Raw genomic sequence first — 15271 nt, forward strand, 5'->3', positions numbered from 1 at the left:
GACACCTAAGGGTACAGCGATGAACATCCTGCAATGGTACTTCGGCTTCTACGCCCCCGCCGGGCTCAGGGATCTGCGCGCCGGGGCCTCCTGGCGAACTGTCTTCGGGCATGTTGATGCTTGGGGGTACACCTGCGATGACACCTATCTGTTCTTCGACCCCCGCGGCGCCGGGTCGCGGGTGCTGGTCACGCACCTGCATGACGAGGTCGAGGACCAGCTGGTCGCGCGCTTCTCCACCTGCCGTCAGATCCTTCGCTTCACCCCCGACGATCGGAAGCTGCGCGTGCCCCTTCACCTCGGCATGAACTGCGCCAGCCAGTGCGCCCACCTGGTCGGGCGGCGTGCATTCGCTCCTTGGTCCCTCCGCCGCATGTTGCTGAAAAACGGAGCGGAGATCATCCATGACACCCAAGGAAGACCCCGAGGCGAAGGCTGAGCGGCTGCGGCAGCGCCGCATCGCAGATGCCGAAAGCCTGCGCGCGGCTAAGGGCACCGCGAAGGATCTGCAGACCGACATCTCGTCCGTCTACGGCCTCCCCAGCATGTTCAGCCGGTCGAAATGAAGAAGCCGTCCAAGGATTTCAGCACCCGCTATGCGGCCGCGAAGCGGTGGCGTGACTCCGCGCGCCCCTACATCGAGGAGATCTTCAGGTTCTGCGCGCCTGGGCGGGAGGGGGATTTCTCGCGGCGTGGCTCCACGACCCTGACCGAGGCCGAGACCTTCCACTCGCTGCCCGAGGAACTGGCCATCGACCTCGCCGGGGACCTGGTGGATTACTACACCCCGGCCGAGGCGTCTTGGACGAACTTCCTCGTCACCGCCCCGGTGCCCGAGGATCAGGTGTCCGATGTCACCGATCTGGTGGAGACCCGAGAGCAGGACATCCGCGACCTGATCGCCTCGTCGAACTACTACGACATCGCCCCCCAATGGGGCTTCGAGACCGCGACCCATGGCACGCCGGCGCTCTGGGTGCAGCAGGCCCACCTGATGCAGCCAATCCATGTCGAGGTGGTGCCGCCGCATGAGCTGCTGATCGTCCCGGGCCATCTCGGTCTGCTCGATCGGTTCCGCGAGCAATGGGTCAACGCTGACACGCTGGCCGCGCTGTTCAAGGACTGGGATGTCGACCTCTCGGACCCGCGCATCCGCAACAAGATCAACAAGCCGGGCGCCACCGCGAAGGTCTGCTGGGGCTTCTGGGTGGACTGGACTGATCCGGCGCGGCCGATGTGGAAGGCCGAGATCACCGTCGACGAGATCGGTGTGATGGAGGCCGAGGTAATCGGCGATCTGGCGGGCGCGTGCCCCCTGCTGGTGGGCCGCTTCAACCCGCAGATCGGCAAGCCCTGGGGCCGCGGATCGGGATGGAAGGCGCTTCCCGACATGCGGACGCTCGACAAGATCGACGAGGTGGTGCTGACCGGCCTCGACGACGCTCTGAAGAACACGCTGATCTACCCCGACGACGGCTTCATCGACCTCTCCGAAGGGGTCATCGCCGGCAGCGCGATCCCGGCAAGCCGGGGCTTCACCCGGGACATGATCTACGAGCTGCAGAAGGGCACCAACCTAGACTACGGCTTCTACACCGAGGAAGGCTTCATCGAGCGGCTGAACCGGGCCTTCTATCAGGACGGGCCCCGGCAGCGCGGCGACACGCCCCCGACCGCCTCGCAATGGATCGACCAGCGCCGGCAGGTGCAGAAGCGTCTCGGCAAGCCCTCGGCGCCGCTCTGGACCGAAATGATCTGCCCCATGGTGCAGCGCTTCGAATACCTCGGGGTGCAGACCGGCCAGCTGGAGGAGGCGATCACCTTCAACGAGCAGGTGATCACCCTGCAGCCGATCTCGCCGATGCAGAAGGCGCAGAACCAGGACCAGGTGATGATCTCCAGATCCAATCTCGGCCTGGCCTTCGAGGTATTCCAGGATCGCGTCGACAACTTCATCGACCCCGTGGGCACGTTCCGCAATATCGTCCGAGCCTCGGGCGACGAGCTGACCGTGATGCGCGAAAAAGAGCGCGTGGTCGAGAACCCGAAAAACACCTCCTCGCCGCAGTAAGGACCAGCTCATGAGCCTGCCGAACCGCATCGCCGATAGCGGCCCCGTCCTCGATTACCTCCGTGAGCTGCTGAAGGCCGAAGACGACGCCGTGCAGGCCCGGGTCCGCACCGCGATCCGCTCGGTTCAGCGCGCACTCAACACCGACGATGGGCGTATCCTTCTGGAATTGCTTCAGAAATCTACGGAAGATTTTTACCTTTCGCCCGAAGCCGATCCCCGTGCATTGGATGCTTTGAACGCTCAGCGTTTCATCGCTCTCGATCTCAGGAGGATTGCGAGCAATGAAACGGACCAGCTTCTGGCACAAATTTCTCAACTTCGAGCTGCTGCGCGCGCCGGAGGGCGAAGGGGCACCGGGCGGGGATAATCCGCCCGCCGATCCCCCCGCGACCCCGCCGGCAGACCCGCCCGCGGGTGATCCGCCCGCCACGCCCCCGGCCGATCCCCCGGCAGCCCCCGACCTCTCCTTCATCGGCGACGACTACCGCACCGACGGCCAGCCCGACGTGGCCCGCTTTGGCGAGCACTACCAGGAGCTGCTGGCCGAGCAGGCCCGGCGCCAGGAGCAGCTGGCCGAGGTGCCCGAGGACGGCGTCTACGATTACACGGTGCCCGAGGACTTCGACCTGGGCGTCGAGCTGCCCGATGGGGTCGAGATCCAGGCGATCGACCCCAATGACGAAGCCATGGCGCCGCTGTTCAGCCAGCTCGGCACGTTCCTGAAAGAGAACAACCTTCCGAAGTCGGCCGGCGGGCAGGTCATGGGGCTGCTGAAGAAGTACGAGGCGACCAAGCTGCATGGCCTGATTCAGCAGCAGGATGCCGAATGGCAGACCCTCGGCGCCAACGATGCCGCCCGCGAGGCCCGCGTGGCCACCGTGCAGCGGGCGCTCGACGCCAAGCTCCCGGCCGACCAGGCCGCCGCGCTGAAGAAACTGACCTACGGGGCCGCGCCGCTCAAGGCGCTCGAAGCCCTCCTGAATCCCCGCACCTTCAAACCCGCACAGCCCTCCCAGCCCGGGGCGGACCTGCAGGGGACATTCGGCTCGTCGCGACTGGCGGCCATCAACGCTCGTGGCTGAGAGAGGAAGCTGAAAAGCTATGGTTCAAACCCTGCTTGAATACGCGAAGACCTTCGACGAGGCGGACAAGCGCCGCGCGATCATCGAGCTCTTCCCGGAAATGCTGGACTTCATGATGCTGCTGCCGTTCAAGACGGCTCCCGGCGGCGTCTATCGTTACCAGGAAGAAGCCGCGCTGCCCGACAACATGGGCTTCCGCGCGATCAACGAACTGCCGTCCGAAGGCCACGGCCTGCTGAACGACCGTGTCGAGCAGGTCTTCCCGATCGCCGGCAACGTCGACGTGGACCGCGCTCTGGTGCGCCGTCACGGCAACCAGCGCCGGACCATCGACGAGAAGATGTCGATCAAGAAGAAGGCGAAGGTCTGGGCCGACACCTTCATCGACGGCGACAACCAGTCGAACCCGCGCGAGTTCACCGGCCTCAAGGCCCGTCTGAAGGCGGTCGGCGGTTCGGTCGACGGCACCAACTACCGCAGCCGGATCCTGGCCAACTCCACGTCCTCGGGCGGCGGCGCGCTGTCGCTGTCGCAGCTGGACCGCGCCATCGGCCTGGTCGAGAACCCGAATGCGATCATCATGCCGAAGGCGATCAAGGATCGTTTCGCGGCTGCGCAGCGGGACACCAACGTCGGTGGCTTCATCACCCTCGACAAGGACGAGATGGGCCGGCAGATCACCCGCTATGGCGAGCTGCCCATCTTCACCGGCTACGGGATCTCGCCCTTCGGCGAATTCATCCCGTTCGACGAAGTCGGCGCCGGCGGCGGCTCGGCCGTCACCTCGTCGATCTACATCGTGCGCTTCGGCGAGGACGGTGTGTGCGGCCTCGAAACCGCGCCCATGGAGGTCACCGACTTCGGCCTCCTGGAGGACGGCGTGAACATGCGCGTCAACATCGAGCACGATGTCGGCCTGTGTGACGAGGACCCCTTCGCCGCCATGCGCCTGTCGTCCGTCACCAACGCCGCGATCGTGGCATAACAGGAGGCTGACATGAGCAGCAAAACCTTTGCAATCGACGCGGCACCGGGGCTTATCAAGCGCGCCCTCGGGCTGGCCGCTCTCACCGCCGACGCCTATGTCGGGTCCCAGCACGACCAGGGCGATGCGGCGATCACCGATCTGGTCTGCGTCGTCGACATCGAGAGCTGCAAGGTCTCGGCCGGCGACGAGACCTACACCCTGCGCCTGGTCGGGTCGAACTCGGCCGATCGCTCGGATGCCCAGATCCTCGACACGCTGGAGCTGGGCGATGCCGGGACCATCCCGGTGGCGACGGTGGATACGGTGCCGGGCGACCGCTTCGTGATGCGCGCCCGCACCGAGCGGCAGGACACCTCCTTCCGCTACATCGACCTGCACCTGGACGTGGCCGGCACCTCGCCGTCCATCGGCTTCGGCGCGTTCCTCTCGAAGGAGATCGTGTGATGCCCAAGATGGTGACGATCGAGCCGAACCCCGACTTCTCGCCGAGCGCGGTGCAGAAGAAGGCCTTCACGGATGTGCAGAAGGTGGGCGCCAAGCTGGTGCCGTACCAGACCGCGCTGCAGAACATCAAAGCCTCGGAAGGCATGTACCGCCTCAAGCCGGACGAGCAGGCCGCGCCGCAGGTGGTGGTGCCGCAGCTCGAAGACCTCAGCAATGACGAGCTGAAGCTGATGATGCTGCGCACCGGCGTGAAGACCGACAAGCAGATGAAGCGGGGCGACATCATCAAGGTGATCCGCTCGAAGCTCGAAGAGATCGAGATCATCGACGACGAGACGGCCTGACCGCCTCCTCCCTGAGATCCAGGTCAGGTCCAAAGGGGCGCCTTCGGGTGCCCCTTTTCCGTGGTTGCATGTGAGATAGCCGCCGCCGCCGGAATATTCCGGTCATGGCACACACATTTTCCATGCTCGGCATCATGAATGCCGCCCTCACCGCCCAGGGCATCGACAAGCTGACATCGGTCAACGACGGCAGCCCGGAAGCCCTTGCGCTCACGGAAAACTGGCCCCTGATCGTGGAGGCCGAGCTGGAGGACGGGAACTACAATTTCACCCGGGTTGAGGAGCATCTTCTGACCCGGGTGGAGGGTCAATTCGGCTTCCCGGATGGCTACCAGCTGCCGCTTTCGACGCTGCATGTCCGGCATGTCTGGACCCTCGGCGCCGGTGGCAATCGTCTCTCTCCCGACTGGTCCAGCGACCAGGGCCACGTCTACCTCGACGCTGCCGACGGCTGCTATGCCGAGGTGCTGGTCTCCTCCGATCCGGCGGTCTGGGGCGCGAACTTCGCCCGCGGCGTGCAGCACAAGCTGGAAGCGGTGATCCTGCGCCTCGACGACGAGAACCCCCAGCAGGCAGAGGCGCAGGCCGAGGCCTATTTCCAGCGGGCCCGCACGAAGTCCTCCAAGCAGCGGCAGCGCGAGAGCGGGCCCTATCGTGAAAGCTCCTTCGCGCGCGCGAGGTTCGGCCGTGGCTAAGCGGGCGATCTGGCAGCGCGATTTCTCCTTCATGGAGACCCGGGAAGATCTGCTCGAAGCCGAGGGGTCCGAGATCCGGGATCGGTCTGTGCGCTCGGCGCGCAACATGCGCCGCCTGGCTACCAACGTGCTGGCGGCGCGGCCCGGGATGTTCTTCATGCGGGGCCTGGCTGCCGACAAGATCTTCGAGGTTCAGCCGGCCGACGGACTGAAGTTCGGCGTGGCGTTCCTGGACACCCAGGCGCTGATCCTGAATGAGAGCGGCGGCACGGTGAAGACCATCGCATCGGTGCCGTGGAGCGATGCTTCGGCGCTCTGGGTGGTTCCCCTGCGGGAGGAGACCCTGATTGGCGATCCGGCCAGCGGGATCTACAAGCTGACCTACGACGCCGGCGACTGGTCGATCGACGACTGGTCCTTCGAGAGCGCGCCGGGGGGCGAGGTGGCGCAGCCCTATTGGGTCTTCAACAAGGGCACCTCTATCACCCCCTCGGCGCGGACCGGCTCGATCACCGTCTCCTCGGACGCGCCGGTGTTCACCCCGGCCCACGTCGGCACCAGGATCCGCTACGGTCAGCGCGAGATCGAGATCGACAGCTTCGTGACCTCCCAGAGCGTCACCGCGACGGTGGTGAGCAAGCTGCCGCCCAGCTATCGGATCACGGTGGCGGATGCCTCGCAGTTCCGCATTGGCGAGGCGGTGGTCGGACAGGACACCAATTTCCAGGGCCTCGTCGTCGCCGTGAATACCGGCGCCAACCAGGTCGACGTGTTCACCACCGCGTTCTTCGAGGGGCCGGACACCGGAGAGAAGCTGGCTTCCGACGATTCCTCCTCGGAGATCTCGGCGAAGACGGAGATCTCGCCCTTGGCCTCGACTATCTGGGACGAGGCTCTGATGTCCCCGGTTCACGGCTGGCCCCGATCGGCCGCCGCAGTCTCCGGGCGGCTGATCTTCGTCGATTTCCCCGATGCCCCGAGCGTGGTGGCTGTGTCAGCCTCCTCGTCGATCCAGAACTTCGATGTGGGCGCCAACGATGACGACGCGATCGTCCGTCAGGTCGGCGATGATGCGCCACGGATCCTGCACGTAATCAATGCGGGCGACCTGATCCTGCTGAGCGACCGGGGCTGCTACCTGATCAACACCCGCGACAGCGGCGTGCTGACCCCCTCGACCTTCAACGCGATCAAGTTCGACAAGCGCGGCGCCAACGAGATCCCCCCGGTGCTGGTCGACGACGCTGTGGTCTTCGTCGAGAGCAACGGCCAGAGCATCGCCGCTGCCATCCTATCGGGCAACGTCTACCTGAAGTGGTCGGTGCGGAACCTGACCCTGTTCCACAACCACCTGGTCATCAGCCCGACCGCGCTCTGCGGCCCTGCCGTCAACTCGCCGAACGTGGAGAAATACCTGTTCGTGGTGAATGGCGACGGCACGCTCGCGGCGGTCAGCTTCTCGACGGGGTTCGGCGAGGAAACGGTCAGCTTCGCGCCCTGGGACACGCTGGGCGCCTTCCACGACGTGATCCCGATGTTCGGCAGTTACTGGTGCGTGGTGGACCGCGATGTCGCCGGCAGCACCGTGCGGATGCTGGAGCGCTTCGACAACGACGCCTTTCTGGATTCGGCGATCGACACGACGGAAAGCTCGGAGGCGCAGGTGCTGCTGATCGGGGGCGAGGTGGTCACCATCGGCGGGCAGGAGATCATCATCTCGCAGGCGGCCCCGACGCACCTTCCCAGCTCCACGGTCAGCATCATGAGCGGGATCGTACATGTCGGAGAGTTCGAAGTGGATGCCAGCGGGCAGCTCGTGGAGGAGCCGGACATCGAGGGCCAGAGGCAGATCGGGCTGAACTTCGAGGCCGAGGTGGCACCGTGGCCGGTCGAGGTGGTCGAGAGCCCCTATGCCGGGGTCCGGCCGACCCGCGCGACCCGGTTCATGGTGTCGCTGCAGGGCACGCTGACCTGCCAGATGCGGGCGAACGGCTACACGCGCCAGATGGGTGGCTACAGCTTCGGGGATGATCTCTCCGTGCCGCCGCCGCAGATCGACCAGATCTTCCGGGTCATGGTCGCGGGCCGCAGGGATCACCCCGACATGGCCGTCATCAAGAACATCCCCGGCCCGTTCACGGTGCTGGCAATCGGGCAAGAGGTGAAGGTGTAATGGATCCAGTGACGTTTGCCCTTGGGGCCCAAGCTATCGGAGGCGCCGCAAGCGCCTTCAGCGTTTTGGGTGAGGCCAAGGCCGAAAAGCAGAACGCCGAGATCAACGCCTACATCGGGCGCACCCGGGCGATGCAGACAGACACGACCTCACGGCAAAACCTTGGCGCCGAGCTGGGGTCCATCCGGGCTGCTCTGGGGTCCAACGGGGAAGTGCCGGGCGTCGGCAGCTTCGAGGTGATGCAGGAGCTGAGGGAGACCCGCAACCGAGAGCGCCGGATCGAGTTCGGCAACGAGATGCAGTCGGTCTACGACTATCGTCGCAAGGGGGCCAACGCGATGAAGCTCGGCCGCTTGGGGTTCGTGACCCAGATGGCGAAGGGCGCTCCGTCGATGTTCGGCCTTTACGACTACAATTTCGGGGGCTGATATGGCTGAAATTCGTCGGATCGTCCGCAGCAACCCCATGAGCAACTACCGGCAGGTCGGCGAAGTCGGCGGCGCCAGCTTCGCTGCCCTGGCGGATATCGCCAACGCCGCCTACGACTTCATGGCTCCGGCCGCAGAAAAGCAGCTCACCGACAAGGCGACTGAACAATGGACCGCCTACGCCAAGCAGCAGATGAGCAACAACCGGGTGCCGTTTGCCTACCCTGGCGGAGGTGTGTGGTCGGAGGGGTACGCGAAGGCTCTCTCCGAGGCCGGGTTCGATCAGGATTACATCCGGGCCGCACAGGCCGTGATCGGAGGTGAAAGCGCTGGCGAGTTCAGCGCCCAGGAAGACCATCGGTACACCCCGGCAAGAGCGCGCGAGATTTTTCCCGACGTGTTCGGCGATATGGACGATGCGCAGATCAATGCTCTCGTCGGGGCCGGTCCTCAGGAGTTTTTCGAAACGACCTACGGCTCCGGCACTCGCCGCGGTCAGAACCTCGGGAACACCCAGCCCGGAGATGGCGGACTGTTCCGTGGGCGTGGCCCCATCCAACTGACCGGGCGCGCGAACTATGAGCGATACGGCGGGATGATCGGCCAGGATCTCGTCGGCAATCCCGATCTGATCACCAGCGATCCTCAAGTCGCCGCTGCTGTCACCGCTGCCTATCTTCAAGACCGGGTGCAGATGACGGGTGATCCGGTCGCGGATGTGCGCGGAGCGGTTGCTGGTTCGCGCACCGGAGCAGGGTTCGCCAACAACATCGACGCTGACCGTGCGCGGTTCCGGAGCGCATCATCCCTTCCTGCCGCCTCGGCGCCGGCTCCGACGCTTGTGAAGACGGCTGACGGAAACATCGAGCCCCGGCTCTACTCGCCCCTGTCGGGGCCTCTCCTGCAGGCCCACAACGCGGCTGCCGGCACCGCCTACATGTCCCAGATCTCCCTGTCTGCGGCGCAGGACTTCAGCGCCCTGCATTCTCAGTACCTCATGGACCCAGAGGGCTTCATCGACGCCGCCAGAGGGTACGTCGAGCAGGTTGTCGAGCAGGCGCCAGACCCCTTCAAGGCCGATCTGCGCGCCACCCTGGAGGAGGACATGCAGCAGAACTACCTCGGGATTGTTGAAGACAAACAGAGGGATATTCGACAGCGCGCAGACAACAGCAGCAGGGCCCTGGTGGACCGTCGCCAGAAGGAGCTGGCGGAGGCAATCGCCTCTGGCAACGCTGATGCCGTCACTGCCGCCGAGGCTCGGCTGAACGGACTGCTGCGCGCGCGCGAAGCCCTCCCGGGTGTGGCGTGGACCCGTGCTCAATCGGAGAACGTCATCCTGGACGCCTACGGCAGCGCCCAGAAAATCGAAAAGGATCGCATCAAGGAGCTGACCAAGGAGTATGGAGCAGATCTGGACACCGCGATCTCTGCGGTCGAGAACGGCCTTCGGTCGGCCGACGAGGCCCTGCTGAATGACCCGAACGTCTGGCAGATGCAGCCTGAAAAAGCTCGTGAGCTGGCGTCGAAGATCACCCTCCGAGAGAACATGCCCGGATTCAACTCTGCCACCCCAGCTGAGCGGGCTGAGGTAATCCAGAGCTGGGAGGACACGCCGGTTACTTCGGCGGGCGAGATCGACATCTTCAAGGCCATGGTCGACATGGACAAGAAGGCGACCGCGGCCCTGGAAAAGGATCCCGTTCAGTACTTCCAGGACTTCATGCCGGAGGATAGCAAGCCGCCAGAGATCCCAGCTGACCCGACCGATCCCGGCTTCATGTCTGCCCTGGTCGAGCGATCTCAGTACGCCTCTGAGCGTGCTGCCGAGGGCTACACCGACGCCCCGGTGATCTTCTCCGCAGAAGAGGTCACGGCATTCTCGTCCATTCTCGGCAAGCAGAGCCCCGCAGCCGTGCGCGCTGTGGCCGCATCGGCCATTGCGCAGGGCCTCGGCGAGAACGCACGGTATGCTCTGGATCAGCTCGACGTGGATCCGGTCACCCGCTACGGCGCCAAGATGATCGCCGCAGGTGGTAGCGAGACGCTGCTGGCGGAGGCGATAACCGGGCAGGAGCGGATCAACGAGCGCCTGGTGCAGCTGCCTTCTAACAGCACCAGTATCGAGGCTGTATCGAAGGACATCGCAGTATCTGTGTCCGACCTTCCTCTGCCAGAGAGCGCCAAGCGAGAGATACTGGATTTCGCCACCGCGTTGCTGGCTGGTCAGGACAGCTATCAGGGCGTGGACCCCAACTCTAAGAAGGCTCAGGAACTGCTCTCTGAGCAGATCAATCGGGCACTGGGCCAAGGTCGCAACGCTAAAAATCAGTTGATAGGCGGCGTGCAGAAGATCGCTGGCCACCCTGTCTTCCTTCCCTTGGAAATGTCTGGGGACCGTCTGGATGGTGCGATCAAGGCCACCTTCTCGGGCGGTGAAGCCAAGGGCTTCCTCGACCGGATCGCCTCGGGGATGATGTTGACCGAGGATGCTCCGAACCGGTCGGTCAGCGAAGACCTGTGGAAGCAAGCGTCAGACTTTGGCGAGGGAGGTTCGGTGCCGATGTGGGGCGGGCGCCCGCTCGACCCTCGCATGTATCTGGACAAAAAGATCCGCCTGGTCGCCGCCGGCCGCCGCGATGGTAAGCCCCAGTACCGCATGGAGGTGAGCATCATCGGTGCCCCTGTCACAGACATTGTGAACGAGGACGGAACGATCTTCTATTTCAACCCCGAGTCCCTGATTGAGGCCACGCGATGACCTTCCTTTTCGAGCCGGACCAGCAAGCACCTCGGATCGCAGGGCGGAGGCCTCCCACGGAAGGGGAGGTCTCTTGGTTTGAGGGGCTGGGGGCGGCAACCACCTCTGCCTCGATCGAGAACAACGCCAACTTCCGGGCCCAGAACGTCACCTCAGAGGTCGAAGTGGAGAAGCTCGAGGATATCTTCGACCGGATCGGCGAGGGCCCCCTTCTGGAGCGCCTGAAAGAGCGAGGTATGGTCTCTGACACCATGGAGACCATCACGCCCGATCTTCTCAGGCACAACGGCAGGGCGCGTCAGGAAATGCTCGACATGGCAAGGGAGCGCGCCAGCGAGGACACCGATGGCTGGGGTGATCTCGACCTGTCGGAAGAGGGGATCACCGCCGAAGCGAACAAGCGACTTCAGAGCGACTACCAGGACGCCCAGGACATCCTATCGATGATGGGAGGAGGGCGTGGTGCGGCTGAGATGCTGGGCGGTATGATCGGCATCACAGCCGACATCCGCAACGCGCCGTTCCTTCTTCTTGGCGGTGGGTCAGGGTCATTCGTGCGGATCGCTGCCCGAGAGGCGCTTCTAAACGCTGGCGCTGAAGGGGTGTTCCTTCCGTCGCAGTTCGACATGGCGGAGCGCCTGAATATCCCTGACCCGAACGTGCCTCGGCAGCTTGCAATGGCTGCCGCCGCTGGCGCAGTCATCGGTGGCGTCGTCGAAGGGGCCGCGCGAGGGATAGCCTATTGGCGCGGCCGGGGGGCGAGGTCCCAGGCTCACAGCCTGTCCTCTCGGCCAGAAGAGGACATGTCGGTCGAGCTTGCCGAGGACATCCTGACCAGTGAGGCCCCGGATCCGTTCGTGGTTCTTGAGCGCCGGGCGCGTGAGGCGCCTCCCTTCGTCCGCGACACCCCGCAGCCCCGAGACATGCCGGAGCTGGCCGACTTCGCGAGGACGGCCGATGTTTCGTTCCCCTCTGGTATGGCACCCGTCAGGTTCGACACGACCGCGGCTGTCAGCTCGAATGCCCGATATCAGGCGGCGCGCGCAGCTGACCCGATCACGATGCAGAGGTACGAGGAGCTTTCCGCCCGCAAAGAGACCTACCGCCGCTGGATGGAGGAGATCAGGGCCGGCCAAGCTGCCGATGCCGATCAGGCCGAGGCCATGCTGGAAGAGGCGATTGGTGTTGCGCAGGAAAGGCTGAGGGCGACCCAGGGGAAGGGCAACAAGGCCAAGATCCGCGCCACGATCCGTGAAATGCAGGCTGATCTGCAGGATATGCAGAAGGTCCAGCGGGGGGCCGAGACTGGTGACACCAGAGAGTTGCGCCGCGCGATTGTAGAGGTCGACGAGCAGATGCGTGATCTCGCCCCCGCCGTCGGTAAGGCTTTCCGGGATGGAGATGCCGCGCCGGTGCCTGACGGGGCGGAATTGCCCGGTCGCGCGCCGGACGTGGCTGAAGTGGATGCGATGATGTCGCAGTTCTTCGGCGATCAGGGCGAGGTCGACGTGCCTGTTGTGGTGCGTGAGGGCGCAGCGCCTCAAGACAGGCCGTCTTCGGTCTCTCCGCTGGCAAACCCGGCGGATGCAGATGCCGATGCGGCCATTCAGGGCATCGTCGCGGACACCCAGGAAGAGATCGAGCTGAACGGCGACTTCGAGGTCATCGACATCGACGGGAACACGCGCATGGCGTCGGACGTGCTGCGCGATATGGAAGAGGACAGGAGCTTTGCCGAGCAGGCGAAGATCTGTGGCGTGAGGACCAAGGCATGAGCTTTTCGGACTGTATGCAGCGCGGTATCGACGCTGGCCTGATCGACCCGATCCGGGGGAAGAAGGCGCAGGAGCGATGGGAGTTCCTGAAAGACCAGTACGTCGCCAACGGTCGCCCGGAGCAGGTTGCGATGGTCATGGCCGCCAAGCGGATAAGCGACGAGGCCGATCGAGCGGCAAAGATGCGGGCTCACGCGCAGGTCAGCACCTTGGCGGTCAGCAAGAGGCTCAACGATCAGGTCAACTCGACCCCGAAAAAGGACCTGAAGAAATTCTCCAGCCGATCGGTCGAGGCGCTGGATTATGAGGCCCGCAGCCTCGTCCGCCTCTTCAACAGCAAGGTGAGTTCCTTCCTCCGGCAGAACCACCGGAAGATCACTGGCTCCATGCGCAACCCCGCGATGATGAAGAACATCGTGATGGAGCTGCATGGTCAGAGCACCGGGGATGCGGCTGCTGCCGCCATGGCTGGTGGCATCCGGCAAGCCATGGAGGACATGCGGGTCATGTTCAACGAGGCCGGCGGCTACATCGGCAAGCTCGACAACTGGGGGATGCCGCATTCGCACGATCGCCTGGCTATCACCCGGGCCGGTTTCGAGGAGTGGTTCGGCTACATCAAGGATATCCTCGATTGGGAACGGATCGAAGACTATGCGACGGGGCAGCCGTTCCAGGCGCCCGGTGCTGCAGCGCCCGCTGACGACGTGAAGCGCGCCTTCCTCAAGGAGGTCTACGACAACATCGACTACGGGCAGGGGTCGCGCGAGGCGAGCTATGGGCGCGCCCAGGGGCAGGCCCTCTACAAGGCGCGCTCAGAGCAGCGCGTGCTGCACTTCACGGATGGTGAGGCATGGATCGGGTACAACCAGCGCTTCGGCTCCGGCGATCCCTTCAAGAGCCTCATGACCCATATTCACGGCATGGCCTATGACATCGCGGCGATGCGTCGCTTCACGCCCAACCCGAACCTCGGCGTCGACTACATGAACCAGCTCGTGACCAAGCGGATGCGGGAGACTGGTGAGCGCATGGGGTACTTCGACGATGCCGAGACGGCGCGGCGCATGATGCGGATCTTCTCGGGACCGAATTCCCCCAAGGGGGCCGCCGCAGAGCTGATGGCGGGCTTCCTCTCCTCCGCGCGCCACGTGATGACCGCCGCATTCCTAGACCGGGCAGTGGTGGCCTCGATCTCCGACTTCAATAGCATGAGGCTGGCTGCCAAGGCGTTCGGCTTGAGCCGCGGGAACATCGTGTCCGCCTACAGTCGGACCCTTGGGGACATGGTGCGGCAGGGCACGATGCAGACGCAGGACCTTCTCCGGCACCAATGGGTGATGGATACCATTGCCGACCCCGGCGCCGCCACCGCGCGCTTCCAGCAGGAGATCGCACCGTCCGAGATTGCCGAGCGCCTGTCCTCGGCCTCGATGCGCCTTCAGGGCCTGACGCACCACACGGACACCCTGAAATTCGCGATGCAGTCAGGGTTCTGGGGAGAATTCGCAAGCCATGCGGGCAAGCCTCTGTCCGATCTCCCTGCCGAGCTTCAAACCCTACTCCGCAAGCATGACCTGACAGATGAGGAGTGGCTGACCTTTGCCGCTCCGGAGAACCTCTATCAAGCCGGAAACGGAGCCACCTTCCTTAACCCGCTTCACTGGCGTGCCGGTCGCCCAGGCGCGGATAGTGAGGCGGATCAAATATTCATGAAGGTGCAGAGCGCCATCGAGGAGGTGACGGAGATCGCAGTTCCGACGCAGAGCCTTCTCGCAAGGGCGTTCTATGACCCGAGTGGCGTCGGGCTCACGCCCGGGTCGATCCTGTACGAGATCGGCAAGTCGGGAATGATGTTCAAGAGCTTCGTGGCGGCCTTCACCGTGAACCAGGTGCGGATGATAGTGGCGCAGCCGACGACTGGCGGCAAGATCTCCTACGGCCTGAGCATGGCCGGCGGGGCGACGATCCTCGGCGCCATGAGCCTCCTGATTGGGGATCTCCTGGCAGGCCGCGATCCCGCCAATGCCAACCCGGCCGACAACCCGATGTTCTGGGCCAAGGCAGCGATGAAGGGGGGCGGGTTTGCGATCATCGGAGATATCGTCGCTACCGGGCAGGCGTCCTGGGGAGGTGGTTTCGGTTCGTATGTCGCCGGTCCTGTCCCGCAGCTGATGAACGACGCATGGGGCCTGACCATCAAGAACGCCTATGAGTTCGCGACCGGAGAGGACACCAACTTCGCCTCCGAGCTTGCGAAGGCCGGCAGGCGATACACTCCGATGGCCCAGACCCCGCTCGTCGGCCCGGCCGTGGATCGCCTGTTCTGGGATCAGCTGCAGCTCTTCCTCGACCCCGAGAGCGTCACGGCGCTGCAGAGCAACGAGACACGCAGGTCAAATCGGGATGGAAACGGGTCGTTCTGGGCGCCTGGCGAAGTGCGTCCGTCCCGCGCCCCCGACTTCATGGACATGATCGGCGGCTAGGTGCATTCGCCGGCACCCGGG

General features: G+C 64.5%; 14 protein-coding genes. All 14 read left to right on the forward strand.

Annotated features, from left to right (window positions below; translation table 11 throughout):
- Positions 1 to 19: 19 nt before the first annotated feature.
- The 14 genes from OS124_RS0101885 to OS124_RS0101945 all read left to right on the forward strand — a co-directional run bounded on the left by OS124_RS0101885 (position 20) and on the right by OS124_RS0101945 (position 15250).
- Entirely contained in the window at positions 20 to 439 is a 420-nt protein-coding gene (locus OS124_RS0101885) for a hypothetical protein (protein WP_010137592.1), read from the forward strand.
- On the forward strand, positions 405 to 566 hold the full coding sequence (locus tag OS124_RS27210; protein WP_168161421.1) for a hypothetical protein: 162 nt from the start codon (positions 405 to 407) through the stop codon (positions 564 to 566). Before OS124_RS0101885 ends, OS124_RS27210 begins: the two co-directional genes overlap by 35 nt.
- Entirely contained in the window at positions 563 to 2071 is a 1509-nt protein-coding gene (locus OS124_RS0101895) for a portal protein (RefSeq protein ID WP_010137593.1), read from the forward strand. Before OS124_RS27210 ends, OS124_RS0101895 begins: the two co-directional genes overlap by 4 nt.
- 10 nt (positions 2072 to 2081) lie before the next feature.
- Positions 2082 to 2441, forward strand: a complete 360-nt coding sequence (locus OS124_RS27215) for a hypothetical protein (protein ID WP_168161422.1) — start codon at positions 2082 to 2084, stop codon at positions 2439 to 2441.
- Complete coding sequence (locus tag OS124_RS26775) at positions 2356 to 3156, forward strand: hypothetical protein (protein ID WP_010137594.1); 801 nt, start codon at positions 2356 to 2358, stop codon at positions 3154 to 3156. The genes OS124_RS27215 and OS124_RS26775 overlap by 86 nt, the downstream gene beginning before the upstream one ends.
- A gap of 19 nt (positions 3157 to 3175) precedes the next feature.
- A complete protein-coding gene (locus OS124_RS0101905; protein WP_010137595.1) occupies positions 3176 to 4141 on the forward strand; it encodes a major capsid protein in 966 nt (321 codons plus the stop codon).
- 12 nt (positions 4142 to 4153) lie between these two features.
- Positions 4154 to 4588: a hypothetical protein gene (locus OS124_RS0101910; protein ID WP_010137596.1), complete on the forward strand. Its 435-nt coding sequence runs from the start codon at positions 4154 to 4156 to the stop codon at positions 4586 to 4588.
- The gene (locus tag OS124_RS0101915) at positions 4588 to 4932 is read left to right on the forward strand and encodes a hypothetical protein (protein ID WP_010137597.1); all 345 of its coding nucleotides are present in this window, start codon (positions 4588 to 4590) and stop codon (positions 4930 to 4932) included. Before OS124_RS0101910 ends, OS124_RS0101915 begins: the two co-directional genes overlap by 1 nt.
- Before the next feature lie 104 nt (positions 4933 to 5036).
- Entirely contained in the window at positions 5037 to 5627 is a 591-nt protein-coding gene (locus OS124_RS0101920) for a hypothetical protein (protein ID WP_138919393.1), read from the forward strand.
- The gene (locus tag OS124_RS0101925) at positions 5620 to 7800 is read left to right on the forward strand and encodes a hypothetical protein (protein ID WP_010137600.1); all 2181 of its coding nucleotides are present in this window, start codon (positions 5620 to 5622) and stop codon (positions 7798 to 7800) included. The genes OS124_RS0101920 and OS124_RS0101925 overlap by 8 nt, the downstream gene beginning before the upstream one ends.
- The gene (locus OS124_RS0101930; RefSeq protein ID WP_010137601.1) at positions 7800 to 8228 is read left to right on the forward strand and encodes a hypothetical protein; all 429 of its coding nucleotides are present in this window, start codon (positions 7800 to 7802) and stop codon (positions 8226 to 8228) included. Before OS124_RS0101925 ends, OS124_RS0101930 begins: the two co-directional genes overlap by 1 nt.
- 1 nt (position 8229) lies before the next feature.
- On the forward strand, positions 8230 to 10989 hold the full coding sequence (locus tag OS124_RS25870; protein ID WP_050900771.1) for a glycoside hydrolase family 19 protein: 2760 nt from the start codon (positions 8230 to 8232) through the stop codon (positions 10987 to 10989).
- Positions 10986 to 12764 carry a hypothetical protein gene (locus OS124_RS0101940; RefSeq protein ID WP_010137604.1) on the forward strand — a complete coding sequence of 593 codons (1779 nt, stop codon included), beginning with the start codon at positions 10986 to 10988 and terminating at the stop codon, positions 12762 to 12764. Before OS124_RS25870 ends, OS124_RS0101940 begins: the two co-directional genes overlap by 4 nt.
- Positions 12761 to 15250, forward strand: coding sequence for a hypothetical protein (locus OS124_RS0101945; protein WP_010137605.1), 2490 nt, complete (start codon positions 12761 to 12763; stop codon positions 15248 to 15250). Before OS124_RS0101940 ends, OS124_RS0101945 begins: the two co-directional genes overlap by 4 nt.
- Positions 15251 to 15271: the final 21 nt, after the last annotated feature.

It is taken from the genome of Oceanicola sp. S124 (genome assembly GCF_000220565.1).
In the GTDB taxonomy this organism is placed as follows: domain Bacteria; phylum Pseudomonadota; class Alphaproteobacteria; order Rhodobacterales; family Rhodobacteraceae; genus Pseudooceanicola.